The 23,265-nt window shown below is 72.4% G+C and carries 22 protein-coding genes; 11 read left to right on the top strand and 11 right to left on the bottom strand.

All coding sequences use genetic code 11. The features are described 5' to 3' along the window. The first annotated feature begins 114 nt into the window (after nucleotides 1–114). From RLT58_RS03115 to RLT58_RS03105, 3 genes are read left to right on the top strand one after another with little or no spacing between them, the layout of a single operon-like run. Nucleotides 115–1,038: an ABC transporter ATP-binding protein gene (locus RLT58_RS03115; protein WP_399130807.1), complete on the top strand. Its 924-nt coding sequence runs from the start codon at nucleotides 115–117 to the stop codon at nucleotides 1,036–1,038. Between the two features lie 6 nt (nucleotides 1,039–1,044). Further along, complete coding sequence (locus tag RLT58_RS03110) at nucleotides 1,045–2,022, top strand: ABC transporter substrate-binding protein (protein WP_311308817.1); 978 nt, start codon at nucleotides 1,045–1,047, stop codon at nucleotides 2,020–2,022. A gap of 2 nt (nucleotides 2,023–2,024) precedes the next feature. Further along, nucleotides 2,025–4,157, top strand: coding sequence for an iron ABC transporter permease (locus RLT58_RS03105; protein ID WP_311308816.1), 2,133 nt, complete (start codon nucleotides 2,025–2,027; stop codon nucleotides 4,155–4,157). A gap of 144 nt (nucleotides 4,158–4,301) precedes the next feature. On the opposite strand, the gene RLT58_RS03100 is transcribed toward RLT58_RS03105, so the two are convergent. Continuing rightward, on the bottom strand, nucleotides 4,302–4,742 hold the full coding sequence (locus tag RLT58_RS03100) for a hypothetical protein (protein WP_311308815.1): 441 nt from the start codon (nucleotides 4,740–4,742) through the stop codon (nucleotides 4,302–4,304). 151 nt (nucleotides 4,743–4,893) lie between these two features. Here RLT58_RS03100 and RLT58_RS03095 point away from each other — a divergent pair, with 151 nt between their 5' ends. Then, nucleotides 4,894–6,150: a sensor histidine kinase gene (locus tag RLT58_RS03095; protein WP_311308814.1), complete on the top strand. Its 1,257-nt coding sequence runs from the start codon at nucleotides 4,894–4,896 to the stop codon at nucleotides 6,148–6,150. After that, nucleotides 6,138–6,785, top strand: a complete 648-nt coding sequence (locus RLT58_RS03090) for a response regulator transcription factor (protein ID WP_311308813.1) — start codon at nucleotides 6,138–6,140, stop codon at nucleotides 6,783–6,785. The genes RLT58_RS03095 and RLT58_RS03090 overlap by 13 nt, the downstream gene beginning before the upstream one ends. Nucleotides 6,786–6,796: 11 nt before the next feature. Here the strand turns inward: RLT58_RS03090 and RLT58_RS03085 are convergent, their stop codons facing one another. Then, nucleotides 6,797–7,681: an NAD(P)H-binding protein gene (locus tag RLT58_RS03085; RefSeq protein WP_311308812.1), complete on the bottom strand. Its 885-nt coding sequence runs from the start codon at nucleotides 7,679–7,681 to the stop codon at nucleotides 6,797–6,799. Between the two features lie 141 nt (nucleotides 7,682–7,822). Between RLT58_RS03085 and RLT58_RS03080 the strand changes: the two genes are divergently transcribed. Further along, a complete protein-coding gene (locus RLT58_RS03080) occupies nucleotides 7,823–8,527 on the top strand; it encodes a TetR/AcrR family transcriptional regulator (RefSeq protein ID WP_311308811.1) in 705 nt (234 codons plus the stop codon). Between the two features lie 12 nt (nucleotides 8,528–8,539). On the opposite strand, the gene RLT58_RS03075 is transcribed toward RLT58_RS03080, so the two are convergent. From RLT58_RS03075 to RLT58_RS03065, 3 genes are read right to left on the bottom strand one after another with little or no spacing between them, the layout of a single operon-like run. Next, entirely contained in the window at nucleotides 8,540–8,791 is a 252-nt protein-coding gene (locus RLT58_RS03075; protein WP_311308810.1) for a DUF6406 domain-containing protein, read from the bottom strand. Nucleotides 8,792–8,796: 5 nt separating this feature from the next. After that, nucleotides 8,797–9,939, bottom strand: coding sequence for a C2 family cysteine protease (locus tag RLT58_RS03070; RefSeq protein WP_311308809.1), 1,143 nt, complete (start codon nucleotides 9,937–9,939; stop codon nucleotides 8,797–8,799). Then, nucleotides 9,936–12,722, bottom strand: coding sequence for an ATP-binding protein (locus RLT58_RS03065; protein WP_311308808.1), 2,787 nt, complete (start codon nucleotides 12,720–12,722; stop codon nucleotides 9,936–9,938). Before RLT58_RS03065 ends, RLT58_RS03070 begins: the two co-directional genes overlap by 4 nt. Nucleotides 12,723–13,258: 536 nt before the next feature. On the opposite strand from RLT58_RS03065, the gene RLT58_RS03060 reads away from it, so the two are divergent. Further along, nucleotides 13,259–14,131 carry a M48 family metalloprotease gene (locus RLT58_RS03060; RefSeq protein WP_311308807.1) on the top strand — a complete coding sequence of 291 codons (873 nt, stop codon included), beginning with the start codon at nucleotides 13,259–13,261 and terminating at the stop codon, nucleotides 14,129–14,131. Further along, nucleotides 14,128–15,984 carry a hypothetical protein gene (locus RLT58_RS03055; protein WP_311308806.1) on the top strand — a complete coding sequence of 619 codons (1,857 nt, stop codon included), beginning with the start codon at nucleotides 14,128–14,130 and terminating at the stop codon, nucleotides 15,982–15,984. The genes RLT58_RS03060 and RLT58_RS03055 overlap by 4 nt, the downstream gene beginning before the upstream one ends. A 45-nt stretch (nucleotides 15,985–16,029) precedes the next feature. Here the strand turns inward: RLT58_RS03055 and RLT58_RS03050 are convergent, their stop codons facing one another. From RLT58_RS03050 to RLT58_RS03040, 3 genes are all read right to left on the bottom strand, one after another. Beyond that, entirely contained in the window at nucleotides 16,030–16,533 is a 504-nt protein-coding gene (locus tag RLT58_RS03050) for a GNAT family N-acetyltransferase (protein ID WP_311308805.1), read from the bottom strand. Between the two features lie 60 nt (nucleotides 16,534–16,593). Next, complete coding sequence (locus tag RLT58_RS03045; RefSeq protein WP_311308804.1) at nucleotides 16,594–17,868, bottom strand: DUF1266 domain-containing protein; 1,275 nt, start codon at nucleotides 17,866–17,868, stop codon at nucleotides 16,594–16,596. 94 nt (nucleotides 17,869–17,962) lie between these two features. Beyond that, a complete protein-coding gene (locus RLT58_RS03040; protein ID WP_311308803.1) occupies nucleotides 17,963–18,724 on the bottom strand; it encodes a maleylpyruvate isomerase family mycothiol-dependent enzyme in 762 nt (253 codons plus the stop codon). A 250-nt stretch (nucleotides 18,725–18,974) separates the two neighbouring features. Between RLT58_RS03040 and panD the strand changes: the two genes are divergently transcribed. Genes panD through RLT58_RS03025 form a run of 3 tightly spaced genes read left to right on the top strand, consistent with a single transcriptional unit; the run spans nucleotide 18,975 to nucleotide 20,490 of the window. Continuing rightward, nucleotides 18,975–19,400 (top strand): aspartate 1-decarboxylase, encoded by a 426-nt coding sequence (panD, locus tag RLT58_RS03035; protein WP_311308802.1) that lies wholly within the window; start codon nucleotides 18,975–18,977, stop codon nucleotides 19,398–19,400. Between the two features lie 31 nt (nucleotides 19,401–19,431). Beyond that, entirely contained in the window at nucleotides 19,432–19,794 is a 363-nt protein-coding gene (locus RLT58_RS03030; protein WP_311308801.1) for a GNAT family N-acetyltransferase, read from the top strand. 57 nt (nucleotides 19,795–19,851) lie between these two features. Further along, on the top strand, nucleotides 19,852–20,490 hold the full coding sequence (locus tag RLT58_RS03025; protein ID WP_311308800.1) for an aspartate/glutamate racemase family protein: 639 nt from the start codon (nucleotides 19,852–19,854) through the stop codon (nucleotides 20,488–20,490). A 345-nt stretch (nucleotides 20,491–20,835) separates the two neighbouring features. On the opposite strand, the gene RLT58_RS03020 is transcribed toward RLT58_RS03025, so the two are convergent. Genes RLT58_RS03020 through RLT58_RS03010 form a run of 3 tightly spaced genes read right to left on the bottom strand, consistent with a single transcriptional unit; the run spans nucleotide 20,836 to nucleotide 23,195 of the window. Beyond that, nucleotides 20,836–21,288 (bottom strand): winged helix DNA-binding protein, encoded by a 453-nt coding sequence (locus RLT58_RS03020; RefSeq protein WP_311308799.1) that lies wholly within the window; start codon nucleotides 21,286–21,288, stop codon nucleotides 20,836–20,838. Beyond that, nucleotides 21,285–21,770, bottom strand: coding sequence for a MarR family winged helix-turn-helix transcriptional regulator (locus tag RLT58_RS03015; RefSeq protein ID WP_311308798.1), 486 nt, complete (start codon nucleotides 21,768–21,770; stop codon nucleotides 21,285–21,287). Before RLT58_RS03015 ends, RLT58_RS03020 begins: the two co-directional genes overlap by 4 nt. Before the next feature lie 36 nt (nucleotides 21,771–21,806). Beyond that, on the bottom strand, nucleotides 21,807–23,195 hold the full coding sequence (locus RLT58_RS03010; RefSeq protein WP_311308797.1) for a type III PLP-dependent enzyme domain-containing protein: 1,389 nt from the start codon (nucleotides 23,193–23,195) through the stop codon (nucleotides 21,807–21,809). Between the last annotated feature and the right edge of the window lie 70 nt (nucleotides 23,196–23,265).

The following is a 23,265-nucleotide window of genomic DNA, read 5'->3' as shown; positions in this document are numbered from 1 at the left end:
CGGAGGGGAGGGAATCGCGCCTTGTGAGGTGATTTGACGGGCTCAAAATCAGCCAGAAAGGTCAGTCGGGGGCTCGTTTTCGCCTTTCATTAAGGGTAGGCTAACCTCACCTCCGTGAAGGTGACAGCACTCGACCGAGAAGGCCGTCCGGGGCACCCCCCTGCGACGGACAGCCAGGGTTCCCCCGCCGCGGAGCCCGCCACCGCCCCGGGCCCCGGCCTCGACGCGGCCGGCATCACGGTGGCCTACGACGGCGTCGACGTCGTGCACGAAGCCGACCTGTCCCTGCCGCGCGGACGCGTCACGGCGCTCATCGGTCCGAACGGCAGCGGGAAGTCCACCCTGTTGCGCGCCATCGCCCGCCTGCACAGGGCGCGCACCGGCAGCGTGACGATGTTCGCCGAGGGCGACGAAGCGGACGGCACGGTGGACGCCCTCGCCCTCTCCCGTACCGAGTTCGCCCGCCGCGCCACGCTCCTCGCGCAGAGCCGCACGGCGCCCGCCGGGATCAGCGTCCGCGAGGTGGTGGGCTTCGGCCGCCACCCGTACCGCCACCGCTTCCGGGGCACCGACCCGGACGGCACCCGGCTCGTCGAGCACGCGCTCGCCGTCACCAACACCACCGGACTCGCCGACCGGGGCGTCGAGAGCCTCTCCGGCGGCCAGTTGCAGCGCGTCTGGCTCGCCTGCTGCCTCGCGCAGGACACCGATGTGCTGCTGCTCGACGAACCGACCACCTATCTCGACCTGCGGTACCAGGTCGAGATCCTCGACCTCGTCCGTGAACTCGCCGACACCCATGGCGTGACCGTCGGAGTCGTCCTGCACGACCTCGACCAGGCCGCAGCGGTGGCGGACAAGGTCGTCCTGCTCTCCGCCGGCCGTGTCGTCGCGGCCGGCACTCCGGCCGAGGTCTACGACACCGAGCGGCTGACCGGCACCTACGGCATCCGCATCGAGGTCGACCTCGACCCCGCCACCTCCATCCCCCGCACCCGCGCGGTGGGCCGGCACCACCTCCGCCCCGAAAGGCCCTGAACGACCATGACGACCAAGTACAGAGCAGCGTGGCCCGCGATCGTGGCGGTCGCGGCGGTCTCCCTCACCGCGTGCGGCACGACCGAGGCGCCCAAGAAGGAGGCCGTCGCGGACTCCACGCTGACCGTCACCGACAGCCGCGGCAAGCAGGTCAAGCTCGACGGACCCGCCAAGCGCGTCGTCGGCACCGAGTGGAACGTCGTCGAATCCCTCGTCACGCTGGGCGTCGACCCGGTCGGCGTCGCCGATGTGAAGGGCTACCAGGCATACGACAAGGGCGCGCCGCTGACCGACGGCGTCAAGGACATCGGCACCCGGGGCGAGCCGAGCATCGACACCGTCGCCGCGCTCAAGCCCGACCTCGTCGTCGCGACGAACGACCTCACCGACGCCGCCATCGCGCAGCTCTCCAAGGTCGCCCCGGTCATCGTGGTCAAGGCGGCCGACGCGAGCCGGCAGATCGACCAGATGGTCGACAACGTCAACCTCATCGCCAAGGCGACCGGCACCGAGGACAAGGCCAGGACCGAGATCGCCTCGTTCCGCAAGGCGATGGCCGAGGGCAGGAAGAAGCTCGCGGACGCGCACCTCGGCGGCGCGAAGGTCGCCTTCGCCGACGGCTGGAAGGAGGGCAACCAGGTCTCGGTCCGGCCGTACGTCAAGGGCTCGCTGCTCTCCGACGTCAACACCGAACTCGGCCTGGTCGACCCGTGGTCGATGAAGGGCGACAAGGGCTACGGGCTCGCCGCCACGGACGTCGAGGGCCTCACGAAGATCGGTGACGCGCAGTTCGTCTACATCGCCAACGACTCGGACGGCGGCGACCCGTTCGCCGACGGCCTCAAGGACAACGCGGTGTGGAAGTCGCTGCCCTTCGTGAAGAAGGGGCAGGCCCACCGACTGCCCGACGGCATCTGGATGTTCGGCGGCACCACGGCGATGAAGCAGTACATCGACGCGCTCGTGGGCGCACTGACCAAGTGAAGGTGAGCACCCCCGCGAAGCCGGTCGCGCCCGCGCCCGTGCCCGGTCCGGCCGGGGCGGCGGCCCCGGCCGCCCCCGGCCGGTTCCGGCGCCGCGACCGGACCGTCCTCCTCGCACTCGCCGCGTTCGTCGCGCTGGTCGTGCTGAGCGCCGTGCACGTGAGCCAGGGCACGGCCCCCGTCGGGGTCCAGACCCTCTGGCGGGCCTTCGCCACCCTCTGGTCCGACGGCCACGGATCCGGCCAGGCGGACGCCGTCCTGGTCTCCTCCCGGCTGCCCCGGCTCGCCGCCGGACTGGTCGTCGGCTGCGCCCTCGGCGCGGCCGGCGCGGCACTCCAGTCGGTCTCGCGCAACACCCTGGCCTCGCCGGACACGCTCGCCGTCAACGCGGGCGCCTATCTCGCGGTCGTCGCCGTCGCCGCGTTCGGGATCCAGCTGCCGCCGTTCCTGGCCGGCGGCACCGCCTTCGTCGGCGGACTGCTCGCGGCCGGCATCGTGCTCGGGCTCTCCCGGGCCGGCGCGGGCCCCATCCGGCTCGTCCTCGCCGGCTCGGCCCTCACGCTCGCGCTCAGCGGACTGAGCGAGATGCTCCTGATCCTGCGCGCCCAGCAGACGACCGGGCTCTACGCCTGGGGCAACGGCTCCCTCGCACAGATCGGTATGCAGACGGTCGACCGGCTCGCCCCCGTCGCCGTCCTGGCCCTGGCCGGACTCGTCCTGCTCGGCCGACGGCTCGACATCCTCGCGCTCGGCGACGACGGAGCCGCCGTCGTCGGCGTCAGCCCCCGGCTGACCCGCGCCGGCGCGGTGGTCCTCTCGGTGATCCTGACGGCCGTCTCCGTCACGATCGCCGGCCCCGTCGGCTTCGTCGGCCTGTGCGCCCCGGCGATCGTCCGGCTCGCCGGCGCCTGGGCGCCCGGCCTGCTGCGGCACCGGGTGTTCGTCCCGGCCTCCTCGGTGACGGGTGTGCTCGTCGTCCTCGGCGCCGACGTGCTGCTGCGCGCCCTGTTCGGCGCCCAGGCCGGGGCCGCCGTGCCCACCGGAATCGTCACGAGCTTCTTCGGCGCGGTCGTCCTGGTCGCACTCGCCTACCGGACCCGCGACATGGGCTCCACCGAGGAGACGACCGCCTTCGCACGGCTCCGCAGCCGGCGCGCGTACCTCGTGACACTGGCGGTCACGGGCACGGCCCTGGTCGTCGCGGTGATCGCCGCGACGCTCCTCGGCGACGCCCGGCTGCTCCTCGGCGACGTGGCCAACTGGCTCACGGGCCGCTCGGGCGGGCTCGTCACCTTCGTGCTCGACACCCGGGTCCCGCGTATCGCCGCCGCCCTGCTGGCCGGGGCCGCCCTCGCGGTGGCCGGAGCGGTCGTCCAGGCGGTCTCCCGCAACCCGCTCGCCGAGCCCGGCATCCTCGGGGTCGTCGGAGGGGCCGGAGTCGGTGCCGTCATCACGATCACCGCGATCCCGCTCGCGAGCTTCTGGCTGATCGGCGGCGCGGCGCTCGCCGGCGCCGGCGCGGCGGCTCTGCTGGTCTTCGGTCTTGCCGCACGCAACGGCCTCGAGCAGAACCGGCTGGTGCTCATCGGGATCGGCGTCTCCGCCGGCGCCGCCGCCCTCGTCAGCCTGCTGATCGTGCTGACCGACCCCTACAACGGCACCAAGGCCCTGACCTGGCTGTCGGGTTCGACCTACGGGCGTACGTTCCCCGAGGTGGTACCGGTGCTCGTCGCGCTCGCCGTCTCCCTGCCGCTGCTGGCCGCGATGCGCCGCGAACTCGACCTCATCGGGCTGGACGCCGACACACCGCGGCTGCTCGGCATCCGGCTCGGCTCGACACGGCTGGTGCTGCTCACCGTCGCCGTCGTGCTGACGGCCGCCGCCGTGGCGGCGGTCGGCGTGATCGGGTTCGTCGGCCTGGTGGCACCGCACGCGGCGCGGGCCCTGGTCGGCCGGCGCCATGCGCGCGTCCTGCCGGTCACCGCGCTGCTCGGTGCGCTGCTGGTCGTCGTCGCGGACACGATCGGCCGGACCGTCATCGCACCCGGGCAGATTCCGGTGGGACTGGTCACCGCCGTCATCGGCGCGCCCTACTTCGGGTGGCTGCTGTGGCGTTCGGGAGCCGAGAAGCCGTAGGCCGCCGTCCTTGCGGAGGGCCAAGCCCCCGCTGACCGCGCGGGACAACGGCCGAAGTGGGCCTGCCCGAGGGACGGTTGTCCTCGGGCAGGCCCACTTCGCCGTGCCGGTCGTGTCGCACCCGGGGCCGCACGGCCCGGAGCCTCAGCCCACCTTGGGGAAGGCGGCGCGCAGTGCGGAGCCGCGAGTGAGGAGGGCGACCCGGACAACGGGCAGCATGCAGACCACCTGCATCGCGGCGTACCAGTGCGGGCACACCCCCGGGATCAGGTCGACGCCGACGATGGCGACGGGCATGATCACCGCGAGGGCGCTCACCCGCTCGAAGGCCCGGCGGGAGCCCCGCGAAGCGGCGACGGCCAGCCGGTGGAGCAGCACGGCGACCACGGGCAGCAGGACCGCCCGGACCCACATGAACGTGTTGACCGTATGGCCGCTGCCCGCCGCGGCGACGACCGCCGCGAGCGAGAGCGCGCCGAGTGCGCCGTAGACCCTGACGCTGTTCTTCGCGGCACCGAAGGCGCTCCGGGCGGCGGGGGAGTCGAGGCGGGCGGTCGCGGTGGCGGTGTGCTCGTTGGTTTCCATGGCATCGACGCTACGAACGGCCGGCCGGGGGCGGTATCGGTCTGGACCCACAGGGGGGTGGGCCCAGACCCACTCCCTCGCTGATCAGGCCGGAAGCGGGCGCCGTGCGGTGCAGAGTGGGGGCATCGGAGACGGAGTGAGGGGCGAGATCATGAGACAGCCGGGAACGTGGGCGGCACACGCCGGTGCGGGTTTCGTACGGGCCTGTGCGGTGGTGGCCGTCACGATGCTGATCCCCGCGGTGTGGGCCGGTGCGGTGGCCCTGGGCATCCTGTGGGGCGCGGGCAACCCGTGGTCCTGGGTCGCGCCCGTCGTACTGGTGGGGGTGGGCACGCTCGGCCTGTCCCGGCCGGTCTGCCGGACAGTCCGCTTCCTCGTCGCGCGCTGGACGGCCACCGGGATCCCGGCCGGATACCGCGAGGCCCCGCCGGTGACGCGGATGTCCACCGGCTACTGGTGGAACGGCTTCGGTTACGAACGCACCCGCCGCGACGCCCTCCTGGACCAGAAACGGCGCGTGCGCTGGAGCGACCCCGCCAACTGGCGCGACCTGCGCTTCACGGCGATCGCCCCCTTCACGGCCGGCCTCGTCGCGTGCCTCCCGCCGGCCGGTGCGGCGGCGGCCGCCATCGGGCTCGGACGGCAGGGGCCGGCCGGACTCCTCGTCGGTCTGTCCGGCTCGGCCATCGCCGTCGCCACCGCCCCGTACGCCTGGCGTGCGCTCCGGCCGGTCGCCGTCCGCTTCCTGCGCCCGTCACCGGCCATGGTGCTGGCGGAGCGGGTGGACGAGCTGTCCGCCCAGCGCGCGGACGCCACGGCCGCCCAGACCGCGGAGATCCAGCGCATCGAACGGGACCTCCACGACGGGGCCCAGGCCCGCCTGGTCGGCCTGGGGCTCTCCCTGGCGACGGCGGAGAAGCTGATGGAGACGGATCCGGAACGGGCCAGGGCCCTGATGAAGGACGCGCGCGCCGGAGCCACGGCGTCCCTGGCCGAACTCCGGGAACTGGTCAGGGGGATCAACCCGCCCGTCCTCAACGACCGCGGGCTCGTGGACGCCGTCCGTGCCCTCGCCCTGGACAGCCCGCTCGAAGCGACGGTCAGCGCGGACCTGCGGCGCCGCCTGGACCCGCCCGTCGAGTCCGCCCTCTACTTCGCCGTCGCCGAACTGCTGACCAACGCGGTCAAGCACGCCCGTGCCACCCGGGCCCGGATCACCCTCACCGAGCAGGACACCGCCCTCGCCATCGATGTCGAGGACGACGGGCGGGGCGGAGCCGTCGAGCGGGCCGACGGCGGGATCGCGGGGCTGCGCCGCAGGCTCGCCGTCTTCGATGGCACCCTGGAGATCACGAGTCCGGCAGGCGGCCCGACCCGCGCGACCATGGTGGTGCCATGCGAATCGTAGTAGCCGAAGACCTCTATCTCCTGCGTGACGGCATGGTGCGCCTCATCGAGGCGTACGGGCACGAGGTGGTGGCCACGGCCAGCACTGGCCCGGAGACCCTGCACACCCTGCTGACGGTGCGTCCGGACGTGGCCGTGGTCGATGTCCGGATGCCGCCGACCCAGAAGGACGAGGGGCTGCGGGCGGCGCTCGCCGCGCGCGGCGAGATCCCCGGCCTGCCCGTCCTCATCCTGTCCCAGTACGTCGAACAGCTCTACGCCCGTGAACTGCTGGCCGACGGCACGGGCGGCATCGGCTACTTCCTCAAGGAGAGCGTCTTCGAGGCCGACCAGTTCATCGACGCACTGGAACGCGTCGCGGCCGGCGGGACCGCCATGGACCCGGCCGTCATCGCCAAGCTCCTGTCGAGCGGCACCTCCAACCGCCGGCTGGACCGCCTCACCCAACGCGAGCACTCCGTGCTCGCCCTGATGGCCGAGGGGCTGTCCAACCAGGCCATCGCCCAACGCCTTTTCCTCAGCGACAGCGCGATCAGCAAATACACGACATCCCTGTTCGGGAAGCTCGGCATCACCGACGACGACTCCGGTAACCGCCGTGTCCTCGCGGTCCTCGCGTACCTGAACAACCCGTGACCGAGGGGGAGTCAGCCGGTCAGGGCCGGCTTCAGGACCTCCTGGCACCACTGGCGGAAGCCGGTCCGGCCCGGGGTCTCCAGGGCGCGCTGCTCGGCGTCGTAGATGCCGTCGTTCTGGGCGGCGGCCATGTCGACGAGGTCCTGCGCGAAGGCGTCGGACAGCCCGTACCCGAGCATCGTCGCCCGGTGGGCGTCGTAGCCGACCTGCTGGAAGCGGACCGGCCGGGCCAGGACCTCCGACATGACCTCGGCCATGCCGTCGGGGGACAGGGTGTCGGGCCCGATGACCGGGACGCTGCCCTGTCCGCTCCAGGAGTCGTCGAGCAGCAGACCGGCGGCTGCCTCGGCGATGTCGCGGGTGGCGACGGTGGCGAGCGGCCGGTCCGCGGTGTTCGGCAGGAAGAACGTCCCCTGGCTCCTGATCGCCTCGGCCTGGCCGAGCAGGTTGTCCATGAAGAACGGCATGGCCAGTGACCGGTAGTGCACGCCGGTGCTCTCGATCAGCTCGTCCATCGCGAACGCGGGGTTCAGCAGCCCGGCGGGCTTCCCGTACGTGCGGCCCAGGCTGGAGACGCCGACGACGCGCTGCACTCCCTGGCTCCTGATCGCGTCGCACGCGGGCCGGGTGAAGTCCACGTAGTAGGCCGTGTTGTCGTCGACGTGGGGGTTCGGGGGCACCAGCCACAGCACGCTGTCCGCGCCGCTGAACGCCTTGGTGACGACGTCGGCGTCACCGTGCGAGCCCTGGACGATCTCGGCGCGGTCGTGGACCTGCGGGGAGAGCCGGGCGGGGTCGCGGGCGATCACGCGGACCGGGGTGCCGCCCGCGGTGTCGAGCAGCCGGGCCAGGGTCTGGTGGCCGATCTGTCCGGTGGGAGCGGTGATGACGATCATGGAAACCTCCGGGATGTCGCTTGCGGGGTGGGGTCGGTACGCCGGTGGGTCGCTGTCCGGCCAGACTGTTTCCACTGATAACGAAAACACGATATCGCTGCCCCGGCAAATCGATAACGAGATTCCGTTAGCATTGGAAACATGGAGACCGATCGTCCCGCCCCCGCGGACAGCCCTCGTGACCGGATCATCGCCGCAGCGGCCCGGCTGCTCGCCGAGAACGGACGTGAGGCGGTGTCCACCCGTGCGGTGAGCGCGGCGGCCGGCGTCCAGGCCCCGACCATCTACCGGCTGTTCGGCGACAAGCAGGGCCTGCTCGACGCCGTCGCCGCCCACGGCTTCGCCACGTACCTGAGTGAGAAGGCCGATCTCACGCCGAGCGGCGACCCGGTCGAGGACCTGCGCACCGGATGGGACCTGAATACCGGCTTCGGCCTCGCCAACCCGGCCCTGTACGCCCTGATGTACGGCGAACCCCGCCCGGGCTCGGTGACCCCGGCCGCCCTCGCCGCGGCCGAGGTGCTCGCGGCCCACATCCACCGCGTCGCCGAGGCGGGACGGCTCCGGGTCGACGAGGAACGCGCGGCCCGCCTCGTCCATGCCGTGGGCGGCGGCACGACGCTCGCCCTGATCGCCACCCCCGAGGGCCAACGGGACCTCACGGTCTCCACCCTGGCCCGCGAAGCGGTCATCGCCGCGATCACCACGGACACCCCCGCCCCGGCCGCACCCGGCCCCGCCGGCGCCGCGGTGGCCCTCCGGGCGGCCCTCCCCCAGACCTCCGCCCTCAGCGCCGGGGAGAAGGGGCTGCTGGGGGAGTGGCTCGACCGGATCGCGCGGGGCTGATGCGCGGGGTGACTACTCGACCTTGCGGAGAACCACCCGCCAGTCCGGCCTCGGAAGGTTCTCCACGCGGTCGAGGGCCCAGGTCTCGTTGCGGACGGGGAAGGTGTCCCCGATGCCCAGGTCGTAATTCTCCTCCCCGTCGGCGAGAACGACGAGAGCCACCGAAACCGGACGCTCCTTCGGGGTGCGGACGCGACGCACGATATACCTGACCCCGTTCAACTCCCCGGGAACTCCATGGCGGAGGGATACTTCATGGGTCATCACATTCACCCCAATGTTGTGTAGCGGTTCTTGACGCTGCTTTTGAACTCTGTGAGCGTGAGCAGCTCTTCCGGAGTCTCGCCATTGTGCGGGTTGCGCAGATGGATCATTCCCTGGTCATCGACCTCGGTCACTTCATAGGCGTGACCGTCGATGAGTCCGCCGGGGAGGTCGTGCTCGTCGTCGGTCTTCAGATTGATCGTGCCGACCAGCACCGGGCACCCGTCGGCAAGCTTCTCCCTGAAGGTTTCCACGAGCTGACGGTCGGGGCTGCGCCCGTCCATGTCGTAGTGGGTCGGGAAGTCGTCCGTGTAGGCGAGCTCGCCGGTGAGTTGAGTGAGTAGTTCCGCCCGGTGATTGGGGAGGCTCCCCAGGTCGAGGCGCATATAGCCCTCGGCCGGTTTGGGGCGGCTCTCGCTCCATGTCTCGTCGACGCCGGCGATGGCCTTCTCCAGGATCGGCACCCATGCCACATCGTGGGCAGCCGACCTCGCATAGGCCGGTCGGTCGGGTGAGTCGCTCGTAACCGGCAGGTCGGGTGTGACGGTCAGGTGGATGACCGCCCCGGTCGGCTCGAAACGGCTCCAGTCGCCGTAAAGGGATCGCTTCGTCCGGTGGAGCGTCACCTCGTATGTGCCGTCACCGTTCTCCCGGATGCGTTCGGAAATCGCTTGGGGCCGGTGTCCGGCAACCGCACCCATGGTCGACACGATGCCGCAGTCTCCGAGGCTCCCCTGCTGGGTCTGCTCACGGGTGGGCGGACCGTCGAACAAGGGGAGGCGTCTTCCGGTGGGGTCGTCGAGCGGTGTTCCGTAGCGGTATGTGCCCTTCTCCGCGTCGAAGGCCGGGCGATCGACCGTGGCATGCAGGTCGACTGTCCCCTCGGCCGGGCCCATCCACCATGACGTGCCATCGAGCGCCCGCCCACGGATTCCCCCTTCAGGGCCCTCCTCCCGGGCGGACGGCTCCAGTGGCTCCCGTCCGCCGGGGTCGTCCGAATCGGCGGGAAGATCGGCCGTACCGGTCAGGTCCTCCGGTTCGGTGGGCTCCACCGGCTCCACCGGATTGACGTCGACGTCGACGGCCGTGGAGGCCGCCGAGTCGGCACCCCGCTCCGCTCCGCCGTCATGCGCGTACAACTCGCTCATGTGCTCTCCTTCGCGGGCGGAGGGGACGCCACGGGCCTGCGCGGCTTGCGCTCGAAACACGCGAGCGCGCGGGCGAAGCGGCCGGCCCACTCCTCGGACGGGTCCGCGCAGCCGACCGCCTTCTCCAGGACGGACGGCGTGTGGCGGCCGTGGTAGTACTGCCGTGTTCTGACGCCTTTCCCGGCCTTCCACCGCGGCTCCGCGACGGGGCAGGGGTCGTCGCCGTCGAGTTGGGCCCGCATCAGTGCGGCGACGTGCCCGGCCAGGGCGTGCGGTGTGCCGACGGCTCCGACCCGGCTGTGCACCGCCCGGTCCACCGCCTGGCCGATGGCGCACTCCACCAGGCGCCGGTCCACGGTCCGGCGCTCCGCCAGGGCCTGGCGCATCGCCTCCCCGGGGAGGGGCGTGGTCCAGCCCAGCGGATGCGAGGCCACGGCCATTTCGGCCCACAGCGCGATGCGCAGCCCGTCCTCCTCGGACAGACGCTGAGCCGTACGCAGTTGCCGGAGCGTGCAGGGAGCCGCCGCGCAGTCCGGGCCGCAGGCCCCGCTGCGGGACGCGACCATGGATGCCGGGGACGCCGGGCGGACGGTCCCCGCCTCCTCGCGCGGTGTCCCGTCCTCCATCCGGACCAGGAGCGGGTAGTCCATGCCGTCGGTGAACACCGCAGCCTCACCCGGTCTGAGGGTGACCAGGTACTCGGACTGCGCCTCGGTGATGTTCATCGTGGCGCCGACGGCTTCCCGGTCGTCCCGCGCCGGGAGGCGGTGGACGATTTTGGCCGCGGTGTTCTTGATGACGTCCGGGATCAGTCTGGCGGGGATCTGGTCGGCGATCACCAGGCCCTCCCCGTACGCGCGGATCTCTGCCAGCAGACCCGCGAACATCTTTACGGCGTGAGCGGCCCCCGTGCCGCCCTCCTCCGGACGGCGAAGCAGCCGGTGGGCTTCCTCGAACACGGTCAGACGGCGCAGGGGGGAGGAGAGCCGGCGCGTCGTGCGCTGTTCGGTCCGCAGGTACTCGACCAGCCGGATCAGGATGGTCCCCATCAGGAACGCCTTGTCCTTGTCGTCCCCGACGTCCTCGAGTTCGAAGACGACGTTGCGCCGGAGCAGTTCACCGAAGTCGATGGGGTGGCCGCCCTCCAGGAACCGGCCGGTGGTGCCGAGCCGCAGGCTCGCGAGTCTGATCCTGATGAAGCCCCGGACGTTGTCGGTGATGTCCTTGCCGTAGCCGATCTCGGACACGACCTGGAGCGCGGTGTGCTCCAGGTCTTCGAGGGTCGGGTAGCGCGGCTGGGTCCCGGCGATCCACGGTTCGCCGAGCGTCAGGTCCCACCCCAGCTCCTCGTAACAACGTGTCAGTGCCGCGCTCAGCACCTGAGGGAAGGGCTCCTGAGGGTCGAAGGAGGCCAGGAAGAGCGCGCGAACCATCTCCAGGTGGGTCTGCAGGGGGAAGCGCTCGCCGGTCGCGAGGACGGACGGCTCCAGGGGGTTCAGGCCCGCGGGAAGCCCGTCGCGGTCCCCGGGCCTGATGACGACGACCTCGTCCGTCTCGCCCAGCCGCGCGGACATGGACCGGTACTCGGCCTTGGCCGGTTCGACGACCAGCCAGGGCAGCCGCTCCCGGGTGGCCGCTTCGAGCAGGCCTCGTACGGTCTGGGACTTGCCCCCGCCCGTCGCCCCGCAGACGAAGGTGTGCCGGTTGAGCGTGGCACGGGCGAGGTCCAACTCGCCCACCGGGCTGCGGTTCCGGTCCAGGACCGTGCCGAGCCGAAGAGGACCGGCGCCCGGACCGGAGTGCTGGGTGCCGCTCTCCGGAGTGACGTCGAACTCGGGCCGGAGCGCGAAACGGACGCCGGGGACCTCCTGGGCGGGAGGCCGGGCCAGGGCTGCCAGCAGCTCCGAACTGCCATGGAACGGGAAGGCGGTGGGCCCGGGCAGACACAGGTCGAGTGTGGACCGCAGACTGCTCGCCCGGCCGGCCGGTCTGAGGGCGTACGGAAGCCCTTCGAGATCCGCCGACGCGCAGACGAGGGCGGCGACCCGTTGCGCGTCCTCGGGTGTACGACCGCCCGCCAGGAGACGGATGCGCCACAGACCGGTCGCCGACGCCGTGGCCAGCTCCTGGTGCCTGCGTTCCCACCGCACGGCCTCCAGGGCGTTCTCGGGCGAGGACGCCCCCTTGGACTGCGCTCGCCGCTGCCGGTCGGCGGTGTCCGCGACGAGCTCGTCGAGCGCGTCCGGTGCCACCGGCTCGGCCAGCACGAACCAGGCGAACGCGCCCTGCCAGACGCCCAGAAGGCTGTCCTCGACCGTGGGGCGCAGCATGGACGGCCCGCGTTCCCGGGGACCGTTCTCGACCAGCAGTGCGTCGGAGACCCCGGCGATGGCGCTCCAGTACGCGAAGCGTTCCATGGCGGCGGCGACGGCGCCCTCGGGCAGGCGCCGTGCGCGCGCACCGGCGGGCAGGCTGAGCAGGGCCGTGTCCCGCTCGCCGACGGCATCACCGCCGATGAGCGACGCGCCACCGAGATGGATCTCGACCGGGCCGGACGGCGAGAGACGCGACCACCCGAGCAGGACACATCCCCGGGCCGGGACGGCCGGACCGCCCGCGTGGAAGGCGGAGACCAGGGCGGCGAAGCGGTGCGGGAGCAGTGCGTCGCCGGGGCCGGGCGGCCGGGAGACGTCCCGCCCGAGCCGAGGCACCTCGGCCAGCAGGAAGCCGGGCATGCCCGCCATCCACTGCCACGCCTCGCCCGGAGGGCCCGACCGCGTCATGCGCGTCCAACGGTGTGGTCAGCGGCCCGATTTCGTTGGGGGAGGCCGGGCCGGACTGCGGGGCACGGGATGCGGTGTCCCCTGGCGCGCACCACGTCGTGTGCGCACATCGCGGCCAACACGGAACAGTCCCCCCATGGATCGATCGTGTGGCAACATCCTAGGGTTGATCGGAGTCGGGCCCAAGCCTCACCGGTGTCAGTTCTGCCCAACCTTGCTGATTTCGGAGTCTCTTGAGTGCCTGTCACCAACAGGGTGGAGTTTGCATGGACCACCCCGTCGGCCCCCGGCCTCCGCATCAGCCCTCGGGCGGTGGCGAAGTCCCGGACGAGAACACCTCCCAGGCGCCGCCGCGGCGGCCGCCTGCCCCGCCGCCCTACGCACCCAGGGGCTTCGCGCCGCCGGCGTCCTCGCAGGGGTTCCAGGGCGCGGCCCAGCCGCAGCCTTCCGCGGGACAGCCCGGGCAGCCGTGGATCCCCGGTGCGCGGCCCGCGCCCGCGTACGATCCGGCCGCGCCGCCGCCCACCCGCCGTGGCGTGGACTCGCCTGCCGTCACCACGCTCCTGCTGAACCTGCCCCACTTCCTGGGCAGTCTCCTGGTCGTCTGGGTGGTCTCCCGGATCTTCCCGACCTTGCTGGGCAACTTCCTCGTCCTCGCCTGGCTCGCCTCCGGCGCGCTGATGTTCCACCGCCCCACCGAGCGGGTGGTGGCGAAGTTCGTCTACAAGGTCCGCGCGCCCACCGGCGCCGAGCTCGCGAAACTCCAGCCCCTGTGGGACGAGGTAGCCCGCCGGGCGGGCGTCGACGGCTCGCGGTACGACCTGTGGATCGAGGACAGCGACGAGGTCAACGCCTTCGGCGCCGCAGGACACATCGTCGCCGTGACACGCCACTCGCTGGACAGGTTCCCCAGGGACCGGCTCTCCGCCGTCCTGGCCCATGAGCTGGGACATCATGTCCACGGCCATGCCTGGTCCGGGCTCCTCGGCGTCTACTACTCGCTGCCTGCCCGGATTGTGATGACCATCGTGAAGTACGTCGTGATCTTCGCCGTCGTCCTGGCGGCGGAGTTCGCGATCCTGGGGGCGGTCGTCCTGGCCCTGCTGATCGTCATTGTCGCCATCGCCGTGGCCCTCGCCTTCCCTCCGGCGCTCGCCCTGTTCGCGATTCCCCTGCTGCTGCCCTGGGCGTCCCGGCGCGGCGAGCTGCGTGCCGACAGGTTCGCCGGCGAGATCGGGTACGGCCCGCTGCTGATCGCCGTATTCACCGCTGAACTGAAGCAGGGCGCCGCCACCGAGGAGGAGCAGGGTGCCCTGGCCCGGCTCATGTCCACGCACCCTCCGCTCCACACCCGCATCGTCGCGCTGGAGCCCTTCGCGGCCGGACCGCCCGGAAGCCGGTCCTCATGACTCCTCCCGGTCCCGGAGCCACGCCGGCCGACCCGTCGCTGCGCCTCTTCGAGCCCGGGCAGCGGCTGGGCTGGGTCTACCGGGACCCGGAGGCGCTGCGCCGGCCCTTCCCCGAGCCGGAACCGCGGCGGCAGCCCGTACCCGTGGTGTACGAGAACCGGGCGGCCGCCGCCCGTATCGCGCACGAGAACCGGAAGCAGTCCCTCACGAAGGCCGGCGGAGTCCTGGCGCTGGGGTGCCTCCTGCTGTCCCTCCTGGCGGGCGGCTCCCTGGCCGTGCTCGCCCTGGTCGTCGCGGGGGTGTGCGTGGCGCTGGTGGTTCATGCCGGCCAGTCGGCCGACGAGGCGGCCCGCGTCCTGGAAGCCAAGCGCGCCGAACTGGAGCAGCACTTCCAGTACACGTGGCAGGCCTGGTGGGAGCGGGGCAGGCAGCATGCGACGGAGCAGGACGAGCGGGTGCGGAACCTGGGCGCCTGGGGAGCACTCCCGGTCCGCACCGGAACCCGCAGGATCGATGTCTTCGGCGGGAGCCGGCGGGGCCGGGAGGGGTTCCTCACGGTCTTCGGCACGTCGACGCTCCGGCAACGGCCCGTGATCGTGGTCGACCTGACCCAGGCCCTCGTCTGCCAGGAGCTGTCCGCGCTGGCCGAGCCGGCCGGATTCCCCCTGGACGTACAGCTGTTGCCGAGCGGAATGGCCGGCAGCGACATCCTGAGCGGCCTCACTCCGCAGGAGCTGGTCAACAGCCTCGTGGAGGCTGTCCACGCCGAGGACTCCCAGACGGGCCGGGCCGCCCGCACCGTCGACACCATGATCCTCGACCGGCTGTGCGGAGCGCTGGGGGAGGACATCACCCCGGCCCGCCTGGGAGCGGGTCTGCGCGCTCTGATGGGCGAGGCCGAGGACACGAAGGCCCTCACCCGCGCGGAGCGCAACCGGATCGCGGACGATCTGCTGGCCGACAGCAACAAGGACCGGGTGCGGGACAGCCTGGTCCGGCTCGCGGCCTTCCTGCACCCGCTGGAACGGCTGGGCGCGGACCGCGCCGGGCATGGCCCCGGACACTTGACCTGCATCGCGCTGGACCCCGCCGCGGGGTCGGCCGGAACGGAGATGCTGGCAGACCTGGCGGTGCAGAGCGTGACCCGGCGCCTGGCCTCCTCGAAGGAGACCGTCCCGGCGGTGGTCGTCGCGCTCGGCGAACAGGGTCTCCAGCGGCGCTGCCTCGAACAGCTGGCCAACGTCTGCGAGCACCGCGGGGCCCAACTCACCTTCCTGCACCCGCATCTGCGGGAGGGCTCGGTCGAGATGATCGGCGGCGGAACGGTCGCCTTCATGAGGCTCGGCAACCACCAGGAGGCCGGTGTCGCCGCGGACTTCCTCGGCCGCCGGCACTCATTCGTCCTGCACTCGCTGACCGACACCGAGGGCGAGGTCGTCAACACCTCCGTGGCCAGGACGCTCGGCTCGTCGACGAGCAGCGGAACAACCCACAGCGACTCGGTGACCGACGGCTCGAACTGGGGACGCGGCGAGGGCTCCCGCACCCACGGCGGCAGCCGCAGCCGGACGTCCGGTACCTCGACCAGCACCACCCGCACGACGAACGAGTCCACCACACACACGACGGGCGACAGCCGGAGCACCGGCACGGCCCATAGCGAGCAGCGCGTCTACGAGTACGTGGTCGAACCGACCCGGCTCCAGGCACTCACCGACTTCGGCCTGCTGCTGGTGGAGCGCGGCCCGGACGGTTCCGTGTCGGTCCACCCGGCGGACTGCAACCCGAACATCGCGCTGCTGGACCAGGTCGGCACCCAGCCCCTGCCGCCCGCCGGGGCGGCGGGCGCCTAGACGCTGTCCCAGGCCGGCTCGTCGAGGACACCCCGGCGTCGCTGCCTACGCGTCGGGGTGCTTCGGCAGGGTGAGCCAGTCCGACCAGGAGATCTCGCGGCCGAGGAAGCGCGGCTGCTCGAACGGCCAGTCGGCGGCGATCCACTGCGGCACCAGATCGTCGAGGGCCCGCTCGACCTCGCTGTCCACCAGCTCGTCCACCACCCACCAGGCAATCTCGCCGTCCGCGCCGGCCCTCTCCGGCGGGTCGATGTAGACGCAGCCGAGCAGAGCCGTCTCCGCCGCGTCGAACAGCGCGTAGTTGAAGGACTCGTGTGCGGCGATCTCCTTCTCGTGCCGCAACAGGTCGGCCTGGTCGGCCTCGTAGGTCATGGTGGCCGCAGGCCAGCCCCAGGCCGGGCCGAAGACGGTCCACAGCCGCTCGCGCGACCCCATCACAGCCGGATAGTCGAGCGCGGTGTCCGCCTCCCGGATCGGCCGCAGGTGATGACCACCGCCCGGCAGCGGTACCAGGACGGGATGGACGAAGGTGTCGGGAAGCCAGCTCATGGGCCCGACCGTAGCAGCGCGCGGCCTCCGTGACCTTCGGACCGGCAGGGCAGCGGCTTCTCAGGTCCAGGGGAGCGTGTGCCACGGGCCGGCCGGGTCACTGGTCAGGGCGCGGTGGGTCGCGAGGGCGGTCTCGTACCACTCGCCGAACTCCTCTTCGTCGAAGTGGAGGCAGCGGCCAAGAATGTAGGCGGCCGAGAAGTTCTCCCACGAGCGGTAGTTGAGCTGGACGAGACGGCCGGCGCGGACCACGGCCTCTTCCGCCTCCCGCAGGGAGCACAGGCGGGCGGCGAGGCCCCAGCGGGCCATGCCGGAGGCCCTGCCGTAGTCCCAGGCCTCGACGCTCTGGACGAAGCCCGCTTCGGGGAGCAGGCCGTCGGCGCGGAACCGAGCCTCGTAGCGGGCGATGCGGCCGATCAGCCGCTGCACGCCGGTTACTTGGCCCTCCAGCTCCGCAGCGGTGACGGTGCGGCCCTGGGTGACGCCGTCCGCGCTCAGGCGGGGTTCGCCGGCGGCCTCGGTGCGCCGGCGCACGACATGTGCCGCGGCCTGGCGCCAGTGGTCGACGTCGACGGGGCCCGCGAAGTCCAGGGCCATGGAGCGGCGCAGTTGCAGGACGAACTCCCAGACGCCGCTGACCATCTCGGCGCTCAGCAGCCGCTCCTGCGTGTCCTGCCAGTCCTCGCGGGTGCTGACGCCCCACCAGCGTTCCAGCGTGCGCTTCTCCGCGCGGTAGCCGCTGCCGTGGTAGGCCATCGAGTTCCAGTAGTGCCCGTTGCGCACGTTGATGTGCGCGCCGACCGCGAGGCCGAAGGCGACGGGACCGCTGCGCGGCCCGCCCGTCGTCAGGGTGTGGACGGCGTCCTGGGCCAGCCCCGGCCGTTCGACCGGGGCGGAGTGGCGCTGCCACAGGGCGCGGCCCTCCGGCCCGGCCGGCAGGATGCCCTCGCAGGGGCTGCCGGGGTTGACGACGAGGTAGGGCGGGTCGTCCGGGTGCCAGGCCTGCGCGAACCAGCCCAAGTCGTAGCAGTTGTAGACCGGGTCGGCGACGGGCGGCGGCAGCATGCCGCCGGTGTACACGGCCAGGCACATGGTCCGGGTCTGCGGGCTCCAGTAGGGGTGGAAGCGGGTGTTGCCCGGGTTCGCGTCGACGTACGCCCGTGACTGCATCATGTAGAGGTCGGCCCGGGCGACGAGGTCGTAGTACGCGGGCCAGTCGCCGCGCACCTTTGCCTCGTACAGCCCCGATTCGACCGCGCTCGGCGCCTGCCAGCCCTGCGCCGGGGCCGCCGGACCGGGCAGGACTCCTCCGTCGTGACCAGCTGTCAAACCCATGGGCAAACCTTAAGGGGTGGTGTGGCACGGCCGGTGTGCCGGACTCCTCGGGCAGGACCGACAGCCCCAACCAGCCGCATGGGACGACCGCCGGCTACTCCCCGGGCTCCCAGGTGATCAGCCGCTCGAAGACCTGCGGGTCGCCCTCGATCTTCAGGTCGCCCGGCGTGAGGCGGCCCCAGACGAAGAGGAGCAACTGCTCGGCCGTGCCCGTGGCCGAAACGGAGGCGGGCGCGGCGTCGTTGGTGAGGGGTGCGGGCCAGGCGCCGGTGCCGTCCAGCGCGAGGAGCCAGGAGCGGCCCTCGGCGGCGTGGTAGTGGACGGTGGCGGCCTCGTGCGGCCAGGCCGCGGGGGTGGAGTTGCAGGTGTCGAGAAACTCGGCCACGCCGTCGAGCGCGACGTCCGCCGGCATCGGCTGCACGGTCCCTGCGGCAAGTTGGGCGTCGTAGGTGTGCACCAGCACCTCGTGCACCCGGCGCCGGGCAACGCCCCGGGCGTTCGCCGGCGACACGCCCGCGCTCCACCACGTCCAGCACGCGCGCTCCGGGCCGGCCTCGCGCAGCGTACGCAGCAGCAGTTCGTTCGACTCGGCGTACCAGGCGAGCAGTGCATCGAGCTCGCGCGGCGCCTTGGCGGCATCCTTGGCCGGCGGAGCCTCGGCCGGACCCGCGGCGACGATCGCGGCCCACCAGCGCTGGCCCGTACCCAGGTGCTGCACCAGGTCGAACAACGTCCACCCGGGGCAGGACGGCACCGGCGCGTCGAGGCCGGGCGCGGCGGCAACCGCACTCCCGAACGCGGCCGACCGCTCCCCGATCAGTCGCAGCAGGGCGGAAAACTCAAGACTCTCTGTCACATCGTCTGCCTATCACCCCGGCTCAGCCGACCGCACCCTGTTTTCGGTCGTCGCAGGGCGAAGCCGTCGACCGGTGACCACGTCGTGGTGCGGTCCGGAGTCCGGGTGATGCGCGGACCTCGCCGGACGTACGCGGGGCAGACGGTCCACGCCCAAGTGCGGGACTCGGACGGGCGACTCGTTGTAAAGTAGGGAAACAGCCCTTGACCTGCAAGAACGCAGGCAGGGAGCCGTCTTCGAGGAGTCCAGAGTGCTGCGCACCATGTTCAAGTCCAAGATTCACCGCGCCACCGTGACCCAGGCCGACCTGCACTACGTCGGTTCCGTCACCGTGGACGCCGAGCTGATGGAGGCGGCGGACCTGCTGCCCGGGGAGCTCGTCCACATCGTCGACATCGACAACGGCGCCCGCCTGGAGACGTACGTCATCGAGGGTGAACGCGGCTCCGGCGTCATCGGGATCAACGGCGCCGCCGCCCACCTCGTGCACCCCGGTGATCTGGTCATCCTGATCAGCTACGCGCAGGTCGACGACGCGGAGGCGCGCGGGCTCGTGCCGCGTATCGTCCATGTCGACGCGGGCAACCGGATCGTCGCGCTCGGCGCGGACGCCTCGGCGCCCGTACCGGGGACCGACACCGAGCGCAGTCCGCACGCCGTACCCGCGGCACGCTGACGCGCCTCATCCAGCGAGGGAGCAAGCCGCCATGGCAGACCAGGCCGGACAGACCGGGCCCGAGATCCGTGACGACCGGGCGGCCGGGCGGCTGCTCGCGTACGAGGACGGCGAGGCCGCCGGTGTCATCGCGTACTTCGTGATGGACGGCGAGCCCGCCGCGCTCGTCGCCGTGCACACCGTCGTCGAGCCGGGGCACGAGGGCAAGGGCATCGGCGGTTCCCTGGTCAAGGAGTTCTACGCGATGGCGGCCCGCGCGGGCGTTCCCGTCGTGCCGCTCTGCCCGTACGCCGCCAAGTGGGCCTCGCGCCACCCCGACGAGGCCCCCGGGGCGCCGGCCGATCTGGTGGAGCGGGCCGAGGCACAGCTGGCCTCGCACCCCGAGCTGTACTGAGCCGGCCGTACCGGGCCGGGGGCGGACGGTGGGTGCGGCGCCGGTAGCGTGTCGTCGGTGATCCTCACGCTGCTGCACACCTCCGCCGTCCATGTCCCGGTCTTCGACGCCCTGCGCGACGCCGACCACCCGGGCCTCGTCCTGCGGCACGTCGTGCGCGAGGAACTCCTCGACCGGGCCGGGGCGAGGGGCCCCGAAGCGGTGGCCGGGGATGTCGCGGACCTGGTCGCCGGGGCCGTCGCGGAGGGTGCGACGGCCGTGCTCTGCACCTGCTCGACGATCGGTGCCGTCGCCGAGTCCGCCGGGGCTGCGCTCGGTGTCCCGGTCCTGCGTGTCGACCGCCCGATGGCGGCGGAGGCCGTCCGCGCCGGACGGATCACCGTCCTCGCCACGCTCCCCTCCACCCTGGCGCCGACCCGTGCGCTGCTCGTCGAGGAGGCGCGGCGGGCGGGGCTGCCCGCCCCGGACGTGCGGACCGTCCTGGTGGAAGGCGCCTGGGAACGATTCGGGGCCGGCGACCGGGACGGGTGCCTGGATCTCGTGGCGGCCGCGGCCGACGCGGTGACGGACGCCGAGGTGATCGTGCTGGCCCAGGGCTCCATGGCCGGTGCCGTCACCCGCACCACCACCCGGATCCCGGTGCTGTCCAGCCCCCGCCCGGGTCTGGCCGCCGCGGCGGTGGCGGCCTCGCGCTGAGCCGACCGGATCATCCGTAGCCCGTACGTATGGACTCGCCGGGCGCGGGCAGCCGCTCCGGGAGACGGTGGAAGAGATCCACCCCCGACCGTTCGGAGGCCCGAGATGACTCATCCGTTCCCCGACCCCGTGCCGCCCGCGCCCACGCCCGGGCCGATTCCGGGGCCGCCGCAGCCGCTCCCGGAGCCGACCCCCACGCCGCCGGGACCGGGGCCGACGCCGCCGAACCCCACACCGCCAGGCCCGGCGCCCGACCCGATCCCCGAGCCGCCCTCGCCGAACCCCGAGCCGGTGCCGCCGCCCGAGCCGGAGCCCTCGCCGGTCGGCTGACCGGCGGCGGTGCGCTCAGCCCTCGGCCAGTACGGCGTTGGCCCGCGCGGTCACCTCGGTCAGCACCCGGCCCGCCGCGGCCAGGTCCTCGGCCGGCAGGTCCGCGTACAGCGCGGCCGTGATCCCGGCGAGGCCGGTGCTGTGCGTACGTTGCAGCTCGGCGCCCGCCTCGGTGAGGGACAGCAGGGAAGGGGCCTCGCCCTCCTCCGCCAGCAGCCCGGCCGACGTCAGCTCGGACACGGTGGTCTCCGCCGCCGACGCGTCGATCTTCAGAGTGCCGGTCATACGCGCGACCAGCGCGTTGCGCTCGACGGTTCCCTCGCCGCCGGCCACGGCGTTGAGTGCGACGGACTGGAGGAAGGTGGTCCCGGTGCCCGCCAGTATCCGTTCCAGCACGGCGCGGGTGGCGTAGTGGGCCTGGCCGATGATCTGGCCGTTGACCGGGGGTGCGAGGGGTGCGGTGGTCATGATCGCTCCTTGGTGGAAGAACCGTCGACTGCGGGGACCGGCGCGTCGAGCAGCGCCGTCAGTGCCTGGGTGAACACCTCGGTGGCCGGGCCGTCCAGGCCGCCCAGGGGTGCGAGCAGCCCGTCCACGAGCTCGCGGACCACCTCCACCGCCCGGCCGGTGACGGCACGGCCCTCCTCGGTCAGCGACAGCCGTACCGCCCTGGTGTCCGAGGGGTCGGCGGCGCGCTCGACGAGCCCGGCCGTCTCCAGGCCGCGCGCCAGCTTCGACACATAGAGCGCTTCGAGCCCCGTGTGGTCCGCGAGTGCGCGCTGACTGGGCCGCAGCCCCGCACTCTGCATCCCGAGCAGGGACGCCACGAGCGAGTACTGCGCATGGGTCAGTCCGAGCGGTGCCAGCGCCCGGTCCAGCGCGACCCGCCATTTCATCGACAGACGCCAGACCAGGAAGCCGGGGGTCGGACCCTCAAGTGTGTTGCTCACGAGAGATACAGTACATAGATACTATGTACATGGCTACTAAAAAGATTCCCCCAGGTCCACCAGGGCATCGGCGTGGGCCAGCCCGCTCTCCGCCGAGACCGAGTCCAGCGACTGGGCGTCGCGTACCGGCGCGAAGCGCACCGCCGGTCCCTCCGGCCCCGGCCCCTCGGTCACCTCGAATCCGTACACCGCCGGCCTCGGCAGGCTGTTGTACGACCACGGTGAGGAGAAGTAGTACGCGCCGGTGTCGTACAGCACCACGAAGTCGCCCGACCGCAGCTCGGGCAGCTCCCTGGCGTGGGCGACGACATCCCCGGCGAAGCAGCACGGACCCGCGATGTCCTGCACGAGCGGCGGCCCGCCCTTGGGCAGCCCCTCGGCGTCGAAGGCCCCGACCCGCAGCGGCCAGGCCTCGGGCATGAAGACGGTACGGGTGGCCGTCTGCGCCCCCGCGTGCGTGAGCGCGATCCGGCGGCCGCCGGCGTCCTTCGTGTACTCGACCAGCGCGCCGATGAAACCGTTCTTGGCCAGCAGCGAGCGGCCGAACTCCGTCACCAGCTCGTACCGCCCGTCGAAGAGCCCGGGGACCTCGGCCCGCAGTGCGGCCGCATAGGCGGCGAAGGTGGGCCGGACGTCGTCGTCCTCGAAGTTGACCGGGAGGCCGCCGCCGATGTCGAGACCGGTGATCTGCCGGCGGCCGATGGTGCGGTTGATCTCCTCGGCCAGCCGATAGGTCTCCCCGATACCGGCCGCGATCAGCTCCAGGGAGCAGCCCTGCGAACCGACATGGGCGTGCAGCCGAGTCAGCCAGGGGTGCTGTGCGAAGGCCTGCACCACGCGTTCGCGCGCGCCGGGATCGCGCAGCGCCACGCCGAACTTCGAGGTCGCCGTGGCGGTGCTCATCGCCCCGATGGAGCCGCCGCCCACCTGGGGATTGACCCGCAGCCCGATCGCGGACACCGCGTCCGCCGGACGCAGCGAGGCGATCCGGTCCACCTCGTCGAGGTTGTCGGCGTTGAGCGCCACGCCGACGGCCAGCGCCCGGCGGATCTCGTCCCGCGTCTTGGCGGGGGAGTCCAGCACTATCTTCGACGGCGCGAACCCGGCATCCAGCGCGAGCCGAAGCTCACCCGGGCTGGCCACCTCGCAGCCCATGCCGCACCGGGCGAGCAGCCGCAGCACGGGCACGAGCGACGCGGCCTTCGCCGCGAACGTGTGCAGGACGGCGGGCACCCCGGGGAACGCCTCATGGAGGGCGGCGACCGAGGAACGCACCCCGTCCGTGTCGATGAACCCGGCGATCGGGCAGTCCTCACCGAGCAGGCCGGAGACGACGGCGTGGCGGACCGCCGTCGCGACACGCGCGGAGGGGGAGAGGGCGGTGGGGGAGGAGGCGGGAGCGGCGGGCGACGGGGGAAGGCTCATGGAGCCAGATTCGGTGATGGTTGCCCCACAGGTCTCTGTCCGGGCGGACAATATCGGTGCGGGACCTTGG

Source organism: Streptomyces sp. ITFR-16, from assembly GCF_031844705.1.
Classification (GTDB): Bacteria; Actinomycetota; Actinomycetes; order Streptomycetales; family Streptomycetaceae; genus Streptomyces.
Note: the sequence above shows the minus strand (reverse complement) of the source record. Positions and strands in the feature narration are given on the sequence as shown.